Here is a 22381-nt window from a genome sequence, read left to right on the forward strand (position 1 = left end):
ATGCTTAGTGATTAATATTAAATATCCATAATTCCGTGTTCCATCAAAAGTTCCTCAAGTCTTTCCTGCTTTAGTGGCTTAGGAATTACAAACATCTTGTTTTCGTCTATCTTTTTGGCAAGAGACCTGTATTCATCCGCTTGATTACATTCCGCATCAAAATCAATTACTGTCTTTTTATGGATTTCAGCTCTCTGAACCATGTTGTCTCTGGGAACAAAATGTATCATTTGCGAGCCAAGCTCCTTTGCAAAAGCTTCCACCAACTCGGCCTCCCCGTCTACTTTACGGCTGTTACATATGATACCGCCAAGTCTTACACCGCCTGTCTTGGCGTACTTCTGAATTCCTTTTGATATATTGTTTGCAGCGTATAGTGCCATCATTTCTCCGCTGGCAACTATATAGATTTCCTGTGCCTTCCCTTCACGAATTGGCATTGCAAACCCTCCGCAAACAACATCCCCAAGAACATCATAGAAAACGTAATCAAGATTATCTTCGTATGCACCAAGTCTTTCCAGCAAGCCTATAGAAGTAATTATTCCTCTTCCTGCACAACCTACTCCCGGCTCGGGACCACCTGATTCAACACAACTAATGTCGGAAAACCCTTTCTTCATAACTAAATCAAGATCAATATCTTCGCCCTCTTCTCGGAGTGTATCCAAAACTGTCTGTTGTGCTAGGCCTCCCAAAATCAATCTGGTTGAATCAGCTTTTGGGTCACAGCCTACAATCATAATCTTTTTTCCCATTTCCCCTAAACCTGCTGTCAGGTTTTGAGTTGTAGTTGACTTTCCAATACCGCCTTTTCCGTAAATAGCTACCTGTCTCATATAAATACCTCCCATTTTTCTGTACTGATGTACATTAATTTCAAACTGTAAAAAAAAGGTCTCAAAACTGAGCTTTCACTCTACGTTTTAAGACCTCATCGTCTGACTTTTTGATGTAGTTCTACTAAAAAAGTCCCATTATTCACTTCATAGTGAATTAATGAGACTTCGTCGTCGTTTTTATTAATTTTTTTAACTTACTAAGAGTATAAAACTTTATGTTCATATTAACAATACACGAATTCGTCAATATTAGCCTACATTTCTAAAACTGTTTTGTATATTTTCTACAAACACATTTTTATTGTTCAAGGATACAGTTGATAATTTCTTCTTCTTACCATATAATAATACTAACTGCAACGGGGCGTATCAAGCTAAAAGCTTGACAGCCCCGTTTTTGCATTTGCTAATAAAATAATTGAGGAGGTTCAAACATATGTTAAAGAGAATTGCAGTAATAGTTAATGAAGAAGAAGAACTGGCATCCTTTGAAAAAGGATCCTGTATAAATATATACCATAAGAATAATACGCAATGGCAGTTACTTAATGAAGTTCGCTACTATATTAATACAAATATGTCCCTATCAGATCTTAGAAAAAATATCAAAGTTCTTATTATAAGGCTGGAAGACTGTGAGATAATAGTCGGTAAAGTAATGTCAGGTCTTGCCTACAACATATTTAACAGGGAAGGTTTTTCAATATTTGAGGCAAAAGACATTACAAGCAGTGTTCTGGATGATATATATAATGAAGTCAGCAGCTTAAAATCTGAATCTGCCAATTTGAAGCATATTGCCCTTTCACCTGTTCAAACAGAAGAAAACGGAGTTTTTTACATAAACCTAATGGAGCTGCAAGCCAAACATCCTGAAGTTTCTTCTAAAAAAGCTCTCAAGCCCTTTTTGGAAACTACCCCATTTTACAGGCTTGATGTGATATGCTCCCATGTTCCACCATGGTTTGATAACACACTTCCCACATTGAACCTTAGCTATTCAATAGAAGTAAGCGAAGATAACAAGTACAAGGTTTCCATATTGAATAATGTTTGTTCACATTAAATGTTCCATATAAAAAGGAGGTTGTCAACATGTCCTCAAATATTCGTGAAAATCTCTCAGGTATTGTCAGTGCTTTTTGTTTTGAAAACGGAAGCATAAGAGAGTGTATACTTTGTGAAGAAAATGTAATTAAAACCGAATATGGCGATTTAATCCCTAAATATGGTGAAGATGAAGTGCGTAAAAAATACTCTCAATCCATTTCCTTTTATGAAAGCGGAAAAGTTAAGAGTATTTATTTAGAATCCTCAACCTTAATAAAAACTCCTTTAGGTACTTTTCCCGCAGAACTTGTTACTTTTTACGAAAGCGGAAAACTGAAACGGATTCTTCCGTTGAATGGCAAGCTAAGTGGATACTGGAGCCAAGAGGATGAAGAAAAACTTTGTGAGGAGTTCCAATTTCATTTTCCTTTTGGCAGCTTCAAGACAAAAATAATTGGTCTTTGCTTTTATGAAAGCGGAAACCTAAAATCAATGACCCTTTGGCCTGGTGAAACTATAATCCTAAAAACTAACCACGGCCTTCTTCCGGTAAGAATAGGATTTTCATTATATGAAAATGGAAAACTGAAATCGGTAGAGCCTGCCTATGAAATCACTGTACCTACTAGCATTGGAGAATTAACAGCTTTCAATGAAAATACTCTTGGTATTAATGCCGACTGCAATTCATTAGTTTTCACAGAAGGAGGAAATATACAAGCACTTTGCACAAGCAACAGCAATGTAGCTATATTTGAAAAAGACGGCTCCTTTGAAACAATGAAAGCATTAGTTAAACCTGATCCTTTTGAAGAAGGTGTATTTTCTCTTATACCTCTGGAAATTTCTTTTGAAGGTCATTATGTAAAATTTAGCAGTGATAAAACACGAATATATGATATCAATACAACAAGATTTACAATAATAAATAATTCCGGAGGGAAACCCGATTCTGGACTTTCATGTACAGACTGTTCTAGTTGCAGTCTATGTAAAAAAAATAATTATATTTGATTAAAAATTTGCTTAAAAGGGAGCTGTCACAAAATTAGTTTTATCTTTCTTACCATGTAAAATTGTATCAATAGAACGCTCGCTTATAAATATTCTCAGTAGTTTTGCGACACTCCCCTTTGTATTACTTTTTGGGGATCTAGTTTATTTCGCTTCCTGCAGCGTTCCTTCCTTCTCCCTCCGCTTCGCCTCATCCATTATAACTTTGGTTGCTGTAGCACCGAATCTTACTGTACCTTTACTTCTAACTGACAAAGCATCGTCTAGTGTTCTCACTCCTCCTGCAGCTTTTATTTTGACCTTTTCACTACATGTTCTTCGCATAAGTTCAAGATCCTCTAGAGTAGCCCCACCACTACCAAAGCCAGTGGAGGTTTTAACAAAATCAGCTCCTGCATCTTCGCAAATCTTACATGCAATTTCTTTTAGTTCATCACTTAAATAGCAATTTTCCAGAATTACCTTTACAATCACACCCCTCTGATGTGCTGCATCAACTACTGCTTTTATATCTTTTTCCACATAATCAAACTGTTTTGACAGAAGTCTGCCAATGTTAAGTACCATATCAAGTTCCACAGCCCCATCATTGATAGCTTCTATAGCTTCCTGTACTTTAACAGATGTCTTGTTTGAACCATGAGGAAAGCCTATTACGGTAGTTACCAGAACATCACTTCCTTTCAGCTCCTCCTTTGCTATTTTAACATCACATGGCTTTACGCAAACCGAGGCGGTAGAATACTCCTTTGCCAGTCTGCACCCTTGCCTAACTTCAGATTCATTCAGCTCTGGCCTTAGTAAGGAATGGTCAATCATTTTTGCAATTTCCTTCGAAGTAATCATTTAATCCTCCTATTATATAATAATTTTTATTACTGGTATATTTTTATATATATGTTAATATTCGTTACAACTAACTAAAATCCTGCGTAATTCTCAAACCAAAGGGTTATAAAAAAGTTATAACTACCTAAAAAACCTGTACCTATTATAATGAAAATATGCTTGCTAAATCGCTTTTAGCTAACACGATTTTATCTACAAACATTATATTGTAAGGAGATGAAAAACATGATAACCAACGAAGTATACGAAACAATCGATGAACTTTTAGGAGACAAGGACAAAAGATATTTCAGCAGTGGCTTCAAGAATGTCAAACACCTTTTCAATGACATTTCAATTAGTCTTTTCCGAAATGAATTAACAGCTAAATGTTCAGCCATATATCCTGAAAACTGGTCAATAAAAGAAAATGGAACTGTTTTAAAACCACATGTAAGCACACTTGATATTTTGGTGTTTGCATTCTGTTTAAATACACTCTTTGTAAGCCATATTTATCAACTAAACAACACTCAAATTGATGATATGTGGATAAAAAAAGTTACGATAAAAGCAGGCAGTAATCCCGAATATAACCTTGAAGAAATTGATATTCACACCAATTTCCTAGGCACCTCCAAAACCGATGATGTCCGCTATAACTCGGTGTTTTCAAACGAAATTGCAGGATTTAATGTTGTCATTGAAATAGAACATTTCATTAACAGTATAACTACGGAAGATATTTACTACAGCAGCATGAACTGTGCAGGTAGTACTATTGCAGGTTATTGTAGACAATTGGTAGATAAGAATAAAATATATGATTTATCGAATATTTACATTGATAAGAATAGCCAATCCCTTTATTCCAATGTAAATATAAGAAAGACGGAAGCAATTTCAGACAACAATATTTATTCTATCATAGACCTGTTTGCCTGTGCATCTCAACAGATGCAGGCACTTATATACCGGATTGATAACATAGAACGTAAATGCTCCAACAACTTGTGGATGAGAAAAGTTAACATTGAATATAAAAAGCCTATAAGCACCCTTAAAAGCTTCAGGCAATCTGTTTCTATCAGCAAATCGAAAATTCTCAGTATGAAAGGTAGTATCTGGCGAATAGCCGACTTTATATGTGTAGTGGATTCCCCCTCGAATCCATTAAGTGTAAGTGTTAGTCTTGCACATGAAATTCCTGAATCAGTTAATAATACCGGACATAAAAAAGTGTCCTGATTTTACAGTGCATTAAAAATATTATGTGTGTGATATCTTATTTACAAAGGGGATAGTCATAAAATGAACAAGGATTTGCGTATAGCCATATCCGGTACATTTGCAACAGGAAAAACAACCTTGGCTGTAGCTTTGGGAGAACTTACGGCAGTACCTATGATTTCTGTAAAAAGTTTAGAAGAAGTGACTTCTTTACATTTCCCCGGGAAAACCATAGATCAATGCTCTCCATTTGAATACTACCAAATATGTATCTATCGCTTTTTAGAGCAGGTTATGAGTGAAAAGCGAGTACAGGGTAACTTTATAGTAGACGGAACATTAATAGAATCTTACATTTACGGTCAAGTTAAACTTAATTCGTTGAATTATACACCTTTTAGCTTCAATCTATTTGCAAACAATTTAGGAATTATTACTCATAAAAATATATATGAAAACTTTTATAAAAGCCTTGGTAATGTTTTTAAGGAATACTGTCGAAGAAACTATCACTCCTTTATACATTTGCCTGTCGAATCAACTGCTACCCAAGAAGACAATCATTATTATTCTGATAAAGTCCGTAAGACTTGTGATGAAATGATAATAAGTGCCTTAGAGGAGATAGGGATAGAATACTATATCATTACCGGAAGTACGGAAGAACGTTTAAAAAAAATAATGAATATTTACGGTATCAAGCCTAAAAATCAATTACTTTAAGATTCCCTTGGAATTAATTTTTTTAATAGCTTGTTTACAATTGCTAACATTCATTTTTTTTAAAAGTTTATTTATTTGTGCTTTAATGGTTCCCGGTGACTTAAAAAGTACTTCAGATATTTTTGATTGGGAGTAACCTTTCCGTACCAAATTAAGAATTTCTTTTTCCGCATTGGACAAAGCAGCTACCTGTTCCTCCTCCTTCATTCTAGAGTACTCTTTTAATAAAACCTCCACGGGTGATACCTTATTGTGAACGGCACGGATAGCCGAAGGTATTTCCGTATAATTGCTTTTAAGTATATAGTTTACAGCGCCAGCAGTAAAGGAATTTCTAATAACCTCTTCAGACTCAATGGACGTGAGCATGATTATTTTCACATTTTTAGTCTGACTTATTTCTGCAGCAGCATATACTCCATCCATGTTGTTTTCACTTAAATTTATGTCCATTAAAATAATATCCACATCTTTGTTTTCAGCCATTTCCATGGCATCTTTTTGAGTGGAGGCAATAGCTACAACACATAAGTCTTCCTCATTGTCCAAAAAAGTTTTTAAAGAGCTTGCCCATACAGGGTCGTCCTCAACAATTGCGACTGATATTTTTTTCATTTATACCACCTTTTTAACCTTTTTTGATAAAAACTTTAAAATCACTGCTGTTCCATTATTTCCATCACTTTCTACCTCTATATCTCCACCGTGCTTATGCATTACGTTGTAGCAATAAGATAACCCAAGACCAAAATTCATGCTGTTTTTCTTAGTAGAAAAGAATGGATCAAAAATACGTGCAAGATTACTTGGAGATATTCCAGGTCCGTTATCTCGAACTTCAACTGTTAAGATTTTTTTGCTTTCAACAACATGAATACCTATTTCTCCACCGGGTTGAAGTGCTTCAACTGCATTTTTCAAAATATTATTCAAAACCTCCTGTATATGTACGGCATCACACAATAGTACAGTACCAAATTGACCATATGAATAATAACGCTTAATTGAAATATTTTTTTCTTTAATATGTACTATCATGAGGTTCAATGAGTTCTCTATAATATCCGCTAAATTATGGTAATCCTCTTTTATTTCTATCTCATGCATATAATCCTTAATCCTAGTCACTAAGGTCATAAGGTAATCTGTTGATGCTGTAATGTTCTTCGTATTTTCACCGATATATCTATCGAATATCTCTTTATCAAAGTAAGTTTGCGAGGAATTTATATTCCTAGTACATAAAGAAATCTTTAATATCTCATTTTTTATTGCGTGGGTTAAAATTTGGGTTCCTGAGCTGATTGACTGCATAGTGCTATCCAGACGGTTTTTTTCAAATTTTATTTTTATCCCCAGAAAACCATATTTTACAACTAGCAGGCAGTATAAAACGGCTACCACACAAACTACTACTATATTAAATTTCCATAGATTTTTTATTCCAAGAATGGGAAGAAAAAAGTTTATAAGCCATCCGAATATTGTAGTAGGTATTATAAAAATACCTACTAGGAATAAGTTTTTCTTTTTTAGTATGCTAACCGTTTTAAAATATCCAAAAAGCAATATTATATTTGACAAAATTATTCCAAAGGTAGACCATAGAGTCAAATACTTGTATGAAGGCTTAATTGTAGGATACATAAAATCATTTATTGGAAGAAATACGTAAATCAACACAACGGGAATAAGTAAAATCCACATCAGCAATTTATTATACTTACATTTGAATATTAATGTTAAACTTAAACTGAACATTAATAGTGTATAAGGGTAAAATACAAAAGAAATTGACGTAAGAATACAAATAATTAGCTTAACATGATTGTTTACATTAGGTGCAGCAAGTACATTAATGCTGTCTGCTAAATAACGCAGCCCTACACAAAAGGCAGCAGAACTGAGCCATCTGTTACACTCACTTTTAAAATCCACAATTAATATAATAATTGAAATTATCCATATTAGAATCAATGAAATAATAAATGTCATTTAATTCCCCCTTTGCTTAAAGCCGCAAGGAGTATGTAGTGTGTTAATTGCAGCTGTGTCTTCTAAAATATAAATCTTTTGCTTTTTATGTCAAAGTATTATATCATGCATAATATATGAAAATTGTCATTTTTTGTATTGTATTTTTTATTTTTTATAAACAACAACCCATCATAAAGTGATTTTCTGATGGGCAGACTAATTATATCATTAACCTATTAAAACTTATTCTGTTGGATTGATTTTCTAATCATAAACATTCACTGTTTTATCCTTTGCTTGAGCTTCAGCACAAGCCATAACTAGCTTTAGCGCTCTCAACCCTTCTTCTCCCGATATGGCCGGAATAGTTCCGTTTACAATACTGTCCAAAAAACTATCTGCAATACCCGATGTTTCCTGTTTATTAAAATTATAACAAATTTTCTCATTATCAGACTTTGTAACAATCAATGGATACCGAGGATTATTGTAAATTTCTATGGTGCCTTTAGAACAATAAAGTACAGTACTTTTATCCATATCCCCATAATAAGTCCAGCTTGCTGCCAATGTACCAATAATCCCGGATTTTGTTCTCAACAGACAAACACTATTGTCAGGAGTTTCAACTAATTCTCCATTTTCACGCTTTTTATCCCTAACAGCGGAGAAAGCTTTTATTTGATTTATACGATCATCTATTAGCCATTCAATTAAGTTTAATTTATGGACACCAAGATCTGCCAAAACTCCTGTCGATGAACTTTCGTCATCAAAAAACCATGAATTCATGCTTTGATTTACACTCCAGTACTCCGGCCCTCTATGTCCGAAAGTGGTTCGAAAACTAAGTACTCTTCCCATTTCACCGCTTTTAACTATTTCTCTTGCTTTTTTGTGGGCGAACTCAAGTTTCATGTCATGGGCAATCATTAGACACTTTTTTGTTCTGGCTGCAGCTTCCAACATTTCTTTCCCTTCGTCAATGGTCACAGCTATCGGCTTTTCGCACAAAACATGTTTTCCTGCTTCCATGGCAGCAATGCTCATCTTTGCATGATATTTATTGGGTGAGCATATACAAACTGCCTGCACTGCCGGGTCCTCCAGCATCTTTTCATAATCTGAATATACCTTTCCTCCATATTTTAATGCAAGAAATTCTGCTTTTTCATTAGAAGGGTTAAAATAACCGATAATTTTAGATAATGGATTAGTAGCAAATTCCGGAGCGTGACGATATCTTGCAATAGCTCCGCATCCTACAATACCTACTCCAATCATTTTTATATCTCCTTTATAGACAATTTTTTAGATAAACCATCAACTTCTTTTTTCTTTGATACTTTTTCCTCTAACCCATCTTTAAATACTAAAATGAATGGCAGGAACATAACTGCATTGACAATCAGTGGTACACTCCAGAAAGCGGAGTAATTAACAACTCCCGCTACAGTTGTTTCAAACATTGTTACAGCCCTTCCAGCAGACAAGTTTCCTAAGGACGCACCTACTCCATATGCAAGCATTATTATTATCTGCTGAACTCCCGGCCGGGCCGTACTATCTTTGCATTGGCTGTCAAGGTAGATACACGATGCAGTGAAAAAGAAGGCTGATGCCATACCATGACAAACAAGTGCAGATACTACAGTCGGAAAAGCGGGACTTATAAGCAGTGCCACAAATCTCCACAAATTACTTACCAGACCGATTATCAACACCTTTTTGAAGTCCTTGCGTACTATAAAGTATCCAAGAACTCCAAGTGCCACAGCCTCAGCTATTTGTGCCACACTCATCAAGGGCATAATATTAGCTTCTCCGTAATTGCTCTGCTGTAAATAAGGTCCGATACCAAACAAATAGTATTGAAATGAGGTAAATGTAATAAAAACCATTGCCGCAAGAAACAGATTTTGTGGCTTTGTAAAAACGGCCAGTGCTTCTCGCGGTACAAGAGACTTTCGACTGCCAGGCTTTATTTTTTTAACAGGCAAAGAAAAGGTATACATAAATAGTATAAAGGAAATGGCTGCTGAGATTTTTAATGCATCCGCCATCCTGTTTATGGCCATAATACCTGAGAGATCTCTTATCCACACAAAGCTAAATAGCCATCCGGCCGCTATCCAACCGATAGAGCCCCACATCTGGATACCGCCAAAATTTTTCTTTGCATTCTCCTCATGATGGAATACTACTGCAGATACGCATCCATTTGTACATCCAAAGGATAGTGTATAAAGTAAATATGAAACAAGCACCAATTCAAACCTTGTCTGAAGCGTAAGTATAGTCATAAATACTGCAGCAACCAAATGGCAAATTCCAAGAAGGCGATTTACTGTTAATATTTTATCTGCAATCAACGTTCCCATAACAGATGATAAAATTGTAGTTATCCCCGATACTGAAAGTATAATTCCTGTTTGATCCCCGGAAAAATTCAGGCATTTTATTAAGTATAAACTCATAATCGGACAAGTTATTCCTGAAATAAAGAATTGTAAAAACATTAGCAAAGAGAGTCTTGATCTTATAAAATTATTATTTTTCGTATTTTTCATAGCACTCCCTTCTCTAAGCTGTAAGGCCCTTTAGCAATTTTTCTTCTTTTATCCAGTCTGCAGGTTCTATAGGATCGAATACAGTCCTTATTTTCTGCGGTCCACTGAAGCTGCGTGCATTTTCCAGTACATCAATTATTTCCATTACATGAAGTGCATGGCTCATATCCAAACGGCATTTTCTTTTATGTAAAATAGCATCCGCGAGTTCTGCTACTCCTTTTGCCCAGTCCACATTTACTTCATCCTGGCTTCTGAACTTAAAATCTTCGGGTCTTTCAAATTCATATTCTTTCTTCTCCGTTAAATATACATGTGAGTTCTCACGGTTTTTGGAATCGGAAGTTATCCTCTTCTGAATGTATACTTTTTGTTGAACATTCCAATACAAATCATCAGTAGTAATTACTCCCTCATCCCCTACAATCATCAGTGAATGATTATGTGGTGCAACTGAGCCTATTGTCAATCTTGCTACCATACCTGATCTGAATTCCAGGCATGCTTCGCTATAATCCGGCCCAAGGTCTTCTATCCTGTCTTTATTTATTTTATTTGGTACAAGGCAACGAGTGTATGCCTGAACTTCCTTAACAGGTCCGAAAAATGCAGTAAGTAATGTAAGGCAATACCCTGCATGTTCCAAAAGACTTCCTACCCGAAACTCGTTTTCATATGGCCATTCAGTTCCTGTTCTGCTTATCCAAGTCCAGTAACGCATATTATGTACAGCACCGTCGTCAAGCTGTGCGTATGCAAGAATAGGATGTCCGATTTCTTCGTCTCTCAAGGCTTTCATTATTCCCTGTGCATATTCTCCTAAAAGAATGCTCGGTGCCGATGCAATAAATAACTTTCTTTCTTTTGCCAAGTTCACCAGCTTTGATGCTTCATCAAAATCCATTCCCATAGGCTTTTCAGTGTATACATGTTTATTAGCCATAAGCACTGCTCTTGAAACTTCATAATGGCTGTGTGGATTTGTGCAATTTAAAACAATTGCTATCTCCTGCTCCTTCAGTAAATCCTCAACAGTGCTGAAATGCTTAGCTCCATAAAACTTTGCAAACTTTTTTGCTCTGTCGATATTAATATCCGTTACTCCTACAAGCTCTAGCTCGGGGTGGTTCGGTAGTGTTGTTGCATAGTAATTAGCGATATAACCGCATCCTACAATACCAATTTTCATAATAGTTAATCCTCCGATTCTTCATAGTATCTTAGTTTGATCACGGCCAATTCAATGTAACCGGCGTTTGTGTGTATTTTGCAATATAACGGTCCGTTATTGTATATCATTATAAAGTTACCAATTTGAGTTGGGTAGTTATAACATTTATATAACCTTATCCAATTCAAACTGCCATATTTTACGAAATTATATATAAAAAGCTACAAGAAAGTAACCTTTTTGTAATTGTAAAGTAACTTTAATATAAATTTCTTTAAAACTATGATAAAATATTAATATTCATAATAAAAGACGTGTATTTTTAGGGGCAAATTAAAACTTTATATTTGATACATATATGCAGCTGATACATATATACGGCTATTCTTCTATTTTTTAATTCTTTCAGATATTCTTTTGTTTATCTTTATGTTCCTATTTATACATTTCTTTTTTTGAAAATTTCGTAAATTCAAAATGAAGTGGAGAGATTATGAACTTAAAGAAGATTAAAAGTTTGATAAGTGATATACCTAAGAAAATTAGCAATTATAAAAATAAATATCCTTCAAAATATAAATATATAATTATTTCATGTTCAGGTGCAGCAGCCTTGGCACTAACGGCAGCAATTGCTTTTACTCTGCCTACCTCAAGCTCAAAATTCGTTGCTACAGGTAAACAGGAAAGCACAGCTTCAGTACCTAACAAAACAACACCCCAGAAGTATTCGAAAACCACGTCTGAATCAACTGTTTTAAATAAAACATCCCGTGGTAGTAATCCTATGAATCCTTTACAAGGAGATATTATAAAGTTAGGAGTTAAAGATAGTACTGTAACTGTTATTCAAAAAAAACTTATGGAGTTGGATTATCTAGAAATTGATGAACCAACTGAAGAATTCGGAGAGCCGGTGAAATTCGCAATAGAATTATTTCAACGAAAAAATAAGTTACCTATAACCGGTGAAGTTGATGCCAAAACATACGAGCTTTTGCTTTCAGAAGATGCAAAAGAGTATACAGTTTATCTCGGGGCGGAAGGTACTGATGTACAGCAACTTCAAGAACGTCTGTATGAATTGGGCTACATAAATAAAGCAACTGGTTATTTCGGTACAGATACCGACACCGCTGTAAAGGAGTTTCAGAAAAGAAACGGTCTTTACGATGACGGTAATGTAGGTAAGCAGACAAGAGAAATTTTATATTCGGCAAAAGCAGTTCCAATGTCCTTTTACTTGGGCGATGAAAACAGTGAAATACTTCAATATAAACAGAGATTATACGAGCTTGGTTATCTGACTGCAAAACCCAACGGCAAGTATGACGATGATACCGTTCTTGCAGTAAAGCGTTTTCAGGAAAATAACGGTTTGATTTCTGATGGTTTTATAGGTCCGGTTACAAAAGATTTGCTTATGTCTGCAGATGCAACTGAAAATGCACTGGATATAGGCGATAGCGGAGAGGATGTAACAAAAGTTCAGACATACCTTAAAAAGCTTGGATATTTGAAAGGTGTAACTGGTTATTTCGGCTCCGACACACATAATGCTGTTCTTAACTTCCAGTCTAGAAATGGTTTGGGACAGGACGGTAAAGTAGGTTCACAAACTATAGCAAAACTTTTATCTCCAAATGCAAGAAAATGGACCGGCAGTTCAGGAAGCAGCTCAAGCGGTAACAATTCAGAAGGTTCAAGTAATTCTGGTGGAGGAACCAATTCCGGTGGAAACAGTGGTGGAAGCTATGTAAGTCCTAGCGTTGAGCGACTTATTTCAGTTGCAAAATCAAAACTGGGTAGCAGGTATGTATATGGTGCAAAAGGGCCAAATACCTTTGATTGTTCGGGATTTGTTTACTGGGTATTAAAGAATTCAGGAGTCAAACAAAGTTATATGACCTCGGGAGGATGGGCCGGAAATGGTAGATATAGAAGGATTTCCAGTATGAGTAGTATTAAACGCGGTGATATTATTACATACAACGGACATGTGGGTATTGCATTAGGCGGCAACCAAATGATTGATGCATCGTCAAGTCAGGGACGAGTTCGTATTACAAATATAACTTCTTCCTATTGGACAAGGAATTTTATTTGTGCATTTAGAATATTTTAATTACCCTAAAAATGACTAACCTAAGACCAACAATAAATGGGTCCGGTTAGTCATTTTTTTCAGTTAATACAACGTTATATATTGCATTTTTAACCAAATTTCCATCAAGTATGTTTACTAATTATCAAAAGACCAATAAGCCTTATTCAGGTATCATATCTATAATCTTTTCAAGTAATATGTAAACTGTTGTAGCAAAGTACTTGGGCCACTTGTCATTGCAATTAATATGTAGTGTTCTTGCTCTTTCAATAGCTTGTCTGATTTTTAATTCATTGTAATGTTTCGAAGATATATGCTTATCTTTTTTCATTGGTGCTTTAGCATCTCTTCGCAATCTGTTACGAAAATGACTTGTAGGCTTGTAAGGTTGGTTGTCCGTGACTGCAAATGATTTATCTTCCTCAGTTGCTTCAAGATGGTGCAGCAGCAACCATATTTCAAAGAAAGGGTTACTAATCGCATACCCATAGCGCTTTTCATCACACTTTTTTATAGTATCATTCCACTCATTAATCCAAATCGATGAAGTGTTATTATCAACATCTGTAACAATCCAGAATTCATCTTCGGGATACTTTGAAAATTGATATATTTCTTCTTTCTCAGCCTTGAATTGTTCAATTCGTTCCAAAAGTTGCTTTGGACGACTCTTACTGAGCAACAATTTTTGTTCAGGCGTTCTGAATTTATAATTTGTATTCACAGCGTCTTCAGCAACTGAAATAAACTGAATTTTAGTTTTGATTTTATCAAAAATTTTTGAAACAATTTCAAAATACTCTTCTTCAGTGACACTTCCTTCAAATGATAGAAAAATTATTTTACTTGTAGTAGGCCGAACTTCCCGATAAGGATTTTGAACATTAAAAGGCGGTTTTCGACTCGTAATACTAAGCATTAACAATCCCTCCTTATCATAGGAACAGCACCAAATCGACCATTTAAATATCCCTTTAAATAATCTTGCCCTTGCTTGATTTCAAAATCTGAAAAAGGTTTCAAATGAGATTCACCGAATTCATTTTTTTGAATGAACCAAATTTCTTCTTGTCTAAAATCATTAAGATTTATCAAGTTAACATCATGTGCTGTAAAAACAATCTGATTATATGTTTCCTGGCAATTGCAAATAAATTCATTTAACAAATGCTGAGACAATTTAGTGTGGAGGCTACGATCTATTTCATCAACAAAGTAAATCATTGTACTTTTTCTGTCCATAGCAAACAATATAGGTAACAAATCTAACAATCTTTTAGTTCCATCAGATTCTTCATCGATATCAAATTTTACTGTTGAACCATTTAGAAGATGTTCAAACTTAATTTGTAGAAAAACAGTTCTCTTGTTTTTGTTTTCTGAAAAAATGAAATATTTCCCATTTAAGTTGACGATTCCGTTTTTAATTTCTTCTATGTCCTCAATAATTTTTTTGGGTAAATCTAATTTTTCAGATAGTTCAGGAAAGTCAATTTCATCACTGACCACAGAAATATTAAATACACCTGTATCTAATTTTTTTAAGTTATCAGAAATGAAACTTCTAAAATCAATATCTTCCTTCATTCTGATAGGCAACCCTTGTATTTTTGTGTGAGGAAAAATTATTTGTAATCCTTTAAACCATTTAACTATTTCTTCCGCCTTTTTTATACCGTTATCATGTAGCTTATAAAGAAAAAGCTGATTCTTTTGATTTTCCTGAATGCCTTCCTTTAAGGCTTCAGCTAGCTTTCTTTCCTTTAAGTCTTTGTGTGCAAATTGCGGCCCTATATCGATCTCTGTTTTTCCATTTAATTCAGTGACACGAGTAAACAAAGGAGCAAAATCTTTTTCGGTTAACACCATAAGCCATTCTTCGTATACTTGACGTCGGTCTAATGTAAAACCATATTCATACACTTCCTCGTTTAAATAAAACACAAACTGAAATGTAGAAATATTTTTTAAATCTTCAAAATTTCCTCTAAACTGATCAATCCCTGTACTTTTCCCACTTTTTTGACCTTCAACAATAAAATCTTTAGCAAATTTAAGTGATTCGATAAATGTCGTCTTTCCTGAAGCATTAGGACCAAAAAACCCACCTCTACGGAGCACTCTCCAATCGCCAGCTTTAGTTTTTATTGTTTTTAAAAATCTATCATCGTTAATACTTTGGACAGGCAACATACTGAATTCAACAGGGTGACCTATAGATTTATAATTGCTTACAATATATTTTAATAGCATAATTTTCCTCCATTCTTATTGAATTCGGCCCTTCCAGCCAATGCACTTGTTTCTTTTGTGAGTCTGTTGAAAGCTTATTTAAATGTAAATACTTAATCAAAAAACACTTTCAATTTACACTAATCTATTATATTATATTTCCAGTAATCGAAAAATACAAGGATGTGATATCCACGTAACAGTAGTTTTCTACAAAAAAATCCGCCGGTTTTTCGCCGACGGATAAATTAGGAGTATTATTTATAGAAGATTAAAATTAGTCTATTTTAATTACTGCCTTAACAACATCCTGCTTGTTGTTTATTACATAATCAAATGCATTTGCAACATCATCAAAATCAAATTCGTGTGTTACTATACCTGTTATGTCAATAATACCTTTTGATATAGCCTTTATAGCTGTAGGGTATATATTTTTGTAACGGAATACGGATTTAATTGTAGCTTCCTTTGCCATAATTTTTGCAAAGTTGAATTCTATTATATCCTGTGGAGCCAAACCTACAAGAACAATTGTACCGCCATTTTTAATCATGTATGGAGTCTGTGAAATAGTCCTTGCAGACCCTGCAGTTTCTATAACAATATCCACTCCCTTTTTATTGGTGAGTTTGTCTATCTCTGCGAACACGTCAGTTTCTGCTGCATTTATTGTATTTGTGGCCCCAAGTTTTTTTGCATATTCCAGCCTCTTTGGTATTACGTCAACTACAGTAATGTCAGTTGCACCGTTTGCTTTACATGCAAGCAATGTAACAAGTCCTATTGTACCTGCTCCAAGAATAACAACTGAACTTCCAAGCTTCACTTCTCCCTGGTTTGCTGCGTGCATACCAACAGCCAAGGGTTCAACTAATGCTCCCTCTTTTGTTGTTATGTTTTCAGGGAGCTTAAAGCACATATTTTCCGGGAAAGCAATATAATTCATTAATGAACCGTGGTATGGCGGTGTTGCCAAAAATTCAACATCGGGGCAAAGATTATATCTTCCTGATTTACAGAACTCGCATTGTCCGCAAGTTATTCCCGGCTCCAAAGCAACCTTATCTCCCACCTGTAAGTTTTGCACTCCGCTGCCAATTTCAACAACAGTACCGGCACATTCATGTCCAAGTATGAAATCCCCGTTTACTATAAAATCACCAATTTTTCCATGCTCAAGATAATGTACATCTGAACCGCAGATTCCTACATACTCAAGTTTTACAAGCACATCTTTTTCTCTGAGTTTTGGAACCTCGATGTCCCTTATCTCTATTTTGTTTATTCCGGTCATATAAGCCGCTCTATTTTTCATAATAAAAACCTCCATACCATAAATTATCCCTTAAATTTATCTTTAAATCAACTTTATTATCGACTTTTATAAAATGCTTTAATTAACTTTCTTTTTTTTTTAATTACACACTTAATAATTTAAATATACAATACAAAGATACGTGAATAAAAACTTTTTCACGTACCTTTGCATTTTTAATAGTACAATATTACTTAATAGCTCCTGACTTCTTCAATATTTCTATATATTCCTGTACGTTATCTTTATTTACAAGTGGGTTTCCAATATCTGTATCAATCTGTTTTTCTGCACCAGTTAAGAGTTTGTTACTTGTATCAAGTAATTTTGTAGCAAGGTCATATGCACTCTGCATACAAGTTGAAGTCATTCTGCCTTCCTGAATCAAGAGCAATGCTTCTGCTGTTCCATCAACACCATATGCAAGCATGTTTTTGAACTTAGGGTTATCTTTAACTACTTCAAGTGCTCCAGCAGCCATGTTATCATTCATTGAAATAACTGCATCAATCTTGTCATTTGACTGTATCCAGTCTTCCATATACTTCATAGCTTCGTCTTTGTTCCAGTTTGCAATCTGTTCACCAACAATTTTAACATCTGGGCGTTTTTCAAAGAATTCTTTCTGCCAGCTCTTACGTCTTTCATCAGCATGGAAGTTTCCTGAAGGGCCATCTAGCACTACAACTTTTGCATTTTGAGGAATCTGCTCTAATGCTGCACGAGCATTTACTGCAGCCTGTTCATATGGATTTGCGTCTACTGAAGATGCTCCTTCAATTCCTGAAATACGAGCATTAGTTGTTATTGCATGTATACCTGCCTTAACTACTTTTTCAACATATGGTCTTTGAGCTTCACCATTATTTGGCTGAACAATAACCAGATCATACTTGTTTGTAATAGCATTTTCAATCATTGAGTTTTCAGTATCGTCATTTGCCTGACCATCGAATACATCAAGCTTAATATCAGGATACTTCTTTGCTTCATCCTTTACAGCATTTGCAAGCCAAGCTGCAAATGAGTCAGATTGGGCACGAGCTATATATGCTACCTTATAGCTCTTTGAACCACCATCTCCGCCGGAAGATGTTGAATCGGAAGTCTTGTTTGCACCTGTTCCACATGCTGCCAGAAAAGTAATTGCCAGTGACATTGATAGTACGCTAATTAATTTCTTCTTCATATGTGCTTCCATCCTTTTTAATAGATTTTTATAAATTTTTATTATTTAAACAGCAATGCTGTTTAATTTGAAGTAAGTTTATTTCTTTGCTTCTTTATTGTTTTTTGCATTTTCTTTGTCTTCTATTCTTCCAAGTGTACTTCTTGTTCTACGATTTTTTGACTGAATATCATATATAACAGCAAGGGCTATTATTGCACCCCTTACAATCTGCTGCATGTAAGAATCTACACTGGTGAGGTTCATAATATTATCAAGGAAGCCTACTATAAATGCACCCGCCAATGTACCTGTTGCAGTTCCAACACCACCTGAGAAGCTAGTTCCACCGATGATGGCCGCTGTTAAGGCTGTAAATTCATAGTTTACAGCACCATTTGGAAGACCTGCATTAACACGGGACATGAACAATACTCCTGCCAACCCAACGAAAATACCATTAATTATAAATGCAGTATACTTAACTCTGTGAACGTTGATACCTGATGCAATAGCTGCTTCTTCGTTTCCACCAACTGCATAAAGAGAACGTCCAACCCTTGTGTGTTTCAATATATACCATGTTACTATGGCCAGTGCTACAAGGAATATTATAGGTATTGGAATAACACCTATAGAACCTTGTCCGAATACTACAAACTTATCAAGCTGTAAAATGTTTTGTCCTTTTGTATAAAGCAGTGCTACACCTCTTGCCATTGTCAACATTGCCAATGTTGCAATAAATGGGGGAGCCTTAAAAGTACTGATCATCATAGCATTAATAAAGTTACATACAACACCTGTAATTATACCTACCAACACAGCAATTAATAGTGAACCGGTTGATTTATATGCTGATATGGCAAATACACCTGAAAGAGCTAACACGGAGCCTTGAGACAAGTCAAGCATTCCTGAAATTATCAATATTGTCTGACCAAAAGCAAGAATTGTTGTAACTGCCAACTGTCTTGAGATATTTGTCAGGTTGCTGGTTGTTAAAAAGTTTGGGTTTGCAAATGAACAAATTATGAATAATACAAACAGTACCATAAAAATACTGTATTTCTTTTTTGCCGTATTCCATAGATTATTACTTCTTAAATCCATTTTATCTCACCTCATCTGATGTTAAAGTTCCAGTAGCATATTTCATAATGAGCTCCTGGGAAAAATCTTTTCGTTTTATTTCACCTGTAACTGCACCCTTTGACATTACATAAATCCTGTCACACATACCTATAAGCTCAGGAAGCTCGGATGAAACCATTATTACTCCTTTGCCTTCTTTTGCTAAACTTGTCATCAATTTGTATATTTCAAATTTAGCACCTACATCTATACCACGAGTAGGTTCGTCCAGTATAAGAATGTCAGGGTTTCTTATCATCCACTTTGCTAATAAGACTTTTTGTTGATTTCCACCGCTTAATGAAGCAATAGGTGTTTCCAAAGTAGGAGTCTTTACTCTCATTTTTTCGAACATATCTGATACAATGCTTTGTTCGACTTTCTTGTGATACCTGAATCCGTAAAATACTTTCTTAAGGAATGCCAATGTTGTATTTTCCCTTACTGCCCTGACCGGAATAATACCGTATCTTCTTCTGTCTTCAGATAGCATTACCAGTCCTTTTTCAATAATCTGCCGTACATTTTTGACTTTGACTTCTTCGCCTTTGATATTAACTGTTCCTGATGTAATAGGGTCCAGTCCGAAGAGAGATCTCATAACTTCAGTTCTTCCTGCTCCCATAAGTCCGGCAAAACCAATGATTTCACCTTTATTTAAGTGGAAGCTTACGTCATGGTAGACATTCCCGCTGCTTAAATTCTTAACCTCAAGTAACTTTTCTCCGATTTCGATTTCTTCTTTTGGGTAGGTGTTGGTCAATTTTCTTCCAACCATTAGTGCAATTACGGTTTCAATGTCAAGCTCTTCCTTAGGATGACTCGCAACAACTGTTCCGTCTCTGAATACTGTTATTTCATCTGCTATCTGGAATATTTCATCCAGTTTGTGAGAAATGTAGATGATACAAACTCCTCTGGATTTCAGTTCTTCAATCTTTTTAAAGAGCTTTTCAACTTCTTTTTGCGTGATGGCCGAAGTCGGTTCATCCATGATAATAATATCAGAATTGTATGATATAGCTTTTAAAATCTCTAACATCTGGATATCTGAAACCGTCAGATCCTTTAAAAGTGTGGTGGGTAAATAAGGCAAATTTTCCCTTTTTAATAATTCCTTTGTACGTGTCCTAACTTCTTTCCAGTTTACATTACCAAATTTGTTGACTGGCAGGTTGCCTAAAAACAGGTTTTCCTCTACCGTCATTTCTGGAACGTAGTTCATTTCTTGAAAAATCATCGATATACCAAGATTCCTGGCCTGTATGGGGTTATTGATTTTTACAGGTTTCTCATCAATGAATATCTCACCGCTGTCGGGCTGATATATCCCGTTAATGATCTTCATCAATGTTGATTTTCCTGCTCCGTTTTCACCACATAATACATGCACAGTACCTTTTTTTACAGTAAAATCGATTTTATCAAGAGCTTTAACCCCTGGAAAGGATTTTTCAATTTGCGAAACTCTTAGCTTAATGTTATTATTCATTTCCTTCCCCCATAAGTTTTCTTGTATAAAAACCCTAAATACTTATTACTACAATTCCCATCTTCCATCGACCGATTTATATAAGACTTTTATAAATTACTTTTAATAAGATTATATCGTATATTTAGTAAAAGTCAACATAAAATTATAAATATTTTTTATTGCTATTTAGTAATTGTGTACAATAAGCCAGAATTTTATGTAAAAAAGAAAGCAGTAATATGCAAAAAACATATTACTGCCTCTTATAAGAATAGCTTTTAAACGTTCTTTATAAATTGATCAACATGAGCAAGCGCAGCACCTACAGCGGTTGCTTCAAGCTTGTACTTACATGCATGAAGGTAATTTCCGTCCACTTCAAAAGTATTGTACTTTGCCACCATTTGCCTTAATTCATCGATATATTCATCCATGTAAGCTCCGGCATATCCGCCTAATATAACTTTACAGTCAAACAACATTCTCAAATTATTTATTGCTATAATCAAATGTGATACATATTCATTCCATATCTTTCTTTGCGGTTCTTTATTTAGCTTCAATAATCTAAAAAACTCTGAAATATTTCCGTTGGTACTATCTGATAAAAGCTTTGCAGAGCAATATGCATCCACACAACCTTTTTGACCACAGTAGCACTCTCTTCCGTTTGGTACTATAGTCATATGCCCAAACTCTCCGCCTCTTTGGTTCTGTCCGTTATAAATATTTTTGGATATTATTATAGAGCCTCCCACAGAATTGTTTAAAGAAAGATATGCTACATTCTCATTTGAATCTTCCCTCCACATTTCTGCAAAACCGCCTGCATTGGCATCGTTACTCAAAATAATAGGGTATGGAATAAATTCCTGAAAAGCATTTATACTACCACCCTGAAAGTCTATTACAGTAGCGTAGCTCACAGTCTGACGGTCATCGGAAAGTATGGCAGGCAGTGCTATACCGACTCCAAGTATATTGTCTTCATTAATTTCTGTTTCACTGACCAGTTTTGTAACAAGATCGCCTACTCCCTTAAAATATTCTTTTTGATTTTTAAAAGGGTACTGTATTCTACAATTCTTTAGCAGTTTACCACTAAGATCAATTATTACAATACTTACATGATTACGTGTTATATCTAAACCTACTGCGTATTTTGCAGAACTATTATAAGAAATAGCCTTAGCCTTTCTGCCCCCCGTAGATTCAAAAAGACCTGTTTCTATTACAAGCCCACGTTCCTGAAGTTCCTTTATATTTTGAGTTACTGTAGGCAGACTCATATTTAAAGTATAGGCAATCTCTTGAATAGATATGGGGTCGTGTTTGTAAAGAAAGTTATATATGGCATTTCTGTTTATTTTTTTTACCTCAATGCTATTTACCTTAGTTGCCATAATTTTTTAACCACCCAACTTTTATAAATGTCTTTTATTAATGTTAATATTATAACAAACTTTATTCAATTTCAATAGTAGTCAACATGATTATAACATAAAATTTACCATTCTGTACTGGTAATTTTCTGTAAATGGTA

The 22381-nt window shown here is 34.9% G+C and carries 19 protein-coding genes; 5 read left to right on the forward strand and 14 right to left on the reverse strand.

What is annotated here, in order from left to right; translation table 11 throughout:
* Positions 1 to 17 precede the first annotated feature (17 nt).
* Positions 18 to 839, reverse strand: a complete 822-nt coding sequence (gene nifH, locus K412_RS0101825) for a nitrogenase iron protein (RefSeq protein WP_024831522.1) — start codon at positions 837 to 839, stop codon at positions 18 to 20.
* A gap of 439 nt (positions 840 to 1278) precedes the next feature.
* Here nifH and K412_RS0101830 point away from each other — a divergent pair, with 439 nt between their 5' ends.
* Together K412_RS0101830 and K412_RS0101835 are read left to right on the forward strand one after the other, a co-directional pair.
* A complete protein-coding gene (locus K412_RS0101830; protein ID WP_024831523.1) occupies positions 1279 to 1908 on the forward strand; it encodes a Fe-only nitrogenase accessory AnfO family protein in 630 nt (209 codons plus the stop codon).
* 29 nt (positions 1909 to 1937) lie between these two features.
* A complete protein-coding gene (locus tag K412_RS0101835) occupies positions 1938 to 2906 on the forward strand; it encodes a hypothetical protein (protein WP_024831524.1) in 969 nt (322 codons plus the stop codon).
* 144 nt (positions 2907 to 3050) lie between these two features.
* Here the strand turns inward: K412_RS0101835 and deoC are convergent, their stop codons facing one another.
* A complete protein-coding gene (gene deoC, locus K412_RS0101840; RefSeq protein WP_340139732.1) occupies positions 3051 to 3749 on the reverse strand; it encodes a deoxyribose-phosphate aldolase in 699 nt (232 codons plus the stop codon).
* A 231-nt stretch (positions 3750 to 3980) separates the two neighbouring features.
* On the opposite strand from deoC, the gene K412_RS0101845 reads away from it, so the two are divergent.
* Both K412_RS0101845 and K412_RS0101850 read left to right on the forward strand, forming a co-directional pair.
* Positions 3981 to 4982, forward strand: a complete 1002-nt coding sequence (locus K412_RS0101845) for an AvrD family protein (RefSeq protein ID WP_024831526.1) — start codon at positions 3981 to 3983, stop codon at positions 4980 to 4982.
* Between the two features lie 63 nt (positions 4983 to 5045).
* Positions 5046 to 5687, forward strand: coding sequence for an AAA family ATPase (locus tag K412_RS0101850; RefSeq protein WP_024831527.1), 642 nt, complete (start codon positions 5046 to 5048; stop codon positions 5685 to 5687).
* Here K412_RS0101850 and K412_RS0101855 read toward each other — a convergent pair.
* The 5 genes from K412_RS0101855 to K412_RS0101875 all read right to left on the reverse strand — a co-directional run bounded on the left by K412_RS0101855 (position 5679) and on the right by K412_RS0101875 (position 11423).
* Positions 5679 to 6302, reverse strand: a complete 624-nt coding sequence (locus K412_RS0101855) for a response regulator transcription factor (protein WP_024831528.1) — start codon at positions 6300 to 6302, stop codon at positions 5679 to 5681. The genes K412_RS0101850 and K412_RS0101855 overlap by 9 nt on opposite strands.
* Positions 6303 to 7682, reverse strand: a complete 1380-nt coding sequence (locus K412_RS0101860; protein WP_024831529.1) for a sensor histidine kinase — start codon at positions 7680 to 7682, stop codon at positions 6303 to 6305.
* A gap of 246 nt (positions 7683 to 7928) precedes the next feature.
* Positions 7929 to 8948 carry a Gfo/Idh/MocA family protein gene (locus K412_RS0101865; protein ID WP_024831530.1) on the reverse strand — a complete coding sequence of 340 codons (1020 nt, stop codon included), beginning with the start codon at positions 8946 to 8948 and terminating at the stop codon, positions 7929 to 7931.
* Positions 8949 to 8950: 2 nt separating this feature from the next.
* Positions 8951 to 10234 (reverse strand): MFS transporter, encoded by a 1284-nt coding sequence (locus tag K412_RS0101870; protein WP_024831531.1) that lies wholly within the window; start codon positions 10232 to 10234, stop codon positions 8951 to 8953.
* A gap of 13 nt (positions 10235 to 10247) precedes the next feature.
* The gene (locus K412_RS0101875) at positions 10248 to 11423 is read right to left on the reverse strand and encodes a Gfo/Idh/MocA family protein (protein ID WP_024831532.1); all 1176 of its coding nucleotides are present in this window, start codon (positions 11421 to 11423) and stop codon (positions 10248 to 10250) included.
* 475 nt (positions 11424 to 11898) lie between these two features.
* On the opposite strand from K412_RS0101875, the gene K412_RS0101880 reads away from it, so the two are divergent.
* Entirely contained in the window at positions 11899 to 13530 is a 1632-nt protein-coding gene (locus K412_RS0101880; protein WP_024831533.1) for a C40 family peptidase, read from the forward strand.
* Between the two features lie 142 nt (positions 13531 to 13672).
* On the opposite strand, the gene K412_RS0101885 is transcribed toward K412_RS0101880, so the two are convergent.
* From K412_RS0101885 to K412_RS0101915, 7 genes are all read right to left on the reverse strand, one after another.
* Entirely contained in the window at positions 13673 to 14431 is a 759-nt protein-coding gene (locus tag K412_RS0101885) for an RloB family protein (RefSeq protein WP_024831534.1), read from the reverse strand.
* Positions 14431 to 15765 (reverse strand): AAA family ATPase, encoded by a 1335-nt coding sequence (locus K412_RS0101890; protein WP_024831535.1) that lies wholly within the window; start codon positions 15763 to 15765, stop codon positions 14431 to 14433. The genes K412_RS0101885 and K412_RS0101890 overlap by 1 nt, the downstream gene beginning before the upstream one ends.
* 256 nt (positions 15766 to 16021) lie before the next feature.
* Entirely contained in the window at positions 16022 to 17062 is a 1041-nt protein-coding gene (locus tag K412_RS0101895) for an NAD(P)-dependent alcohol dehydrogenase (RefSeq protein ID WP_024831536.1), read from the reverse strand.
* Positions 17063 to 17252: 190 nt separating this feature from the next.
* Positions 17253 to 18251 carry a sugar ABC transporter substrate-binding protein gene (locus K412_RS0101900; RefSeq protein WP_024831537.1) on the reverse strand — a complete coding sequence of 333 codons (999 nt, stop codon included), beginning with the start codon at positions 18249 to 18251 and terminating at the stop codon, positions 17253 to 17255.
* Between the two features lie 78 nt (positions 18252 to 18329).
* Positions 18330 to 19343, reverse strand: a complete 1014-nt coding sequence (locus K412_RS0101905) for an ABC transporter permease (protein ID WP_024831538.1) — start codon at positions 19341 to 19343, stop codon at positions 18330 to 18332.
* Position 19344: 1 nt separating this feature from the next.
* On the reverse strand, positions 19345 to 20856 hold the full coding sequence (locus K412_RS0101910; RefSeq protein ID WP_024831539.1) for a sugar ABC transporter ATP-binding protein: 1512 nt from the start codon (positions 20854 to 20856) through the stop codon (positions 19345 to 19347).
* Positions 20857 to 21116: 260 nt separating this feature from the next.
* Entirely contained in the window at positions 21117 to 22241 is a 1125-nt protein-coding gene (locus tag K412_RS0101915) for an ROK family transcriptional regulator (protein ID WP_024831540.1), read from the reverse strand.
* Between the last annotated feature and the right edge of the window lie 140 nt (positions 22242 to 22381).

The sequence above is a fragment of the Ruminiclostridium josui JCM 17888 genome (assembly GCF_000526495.1).
GTDB lineage: Bacteria > Bacillota > Clostridia > Acetivibrionales > DSM-1351 > Ruminiclostridium > Ruminiclostridium josui.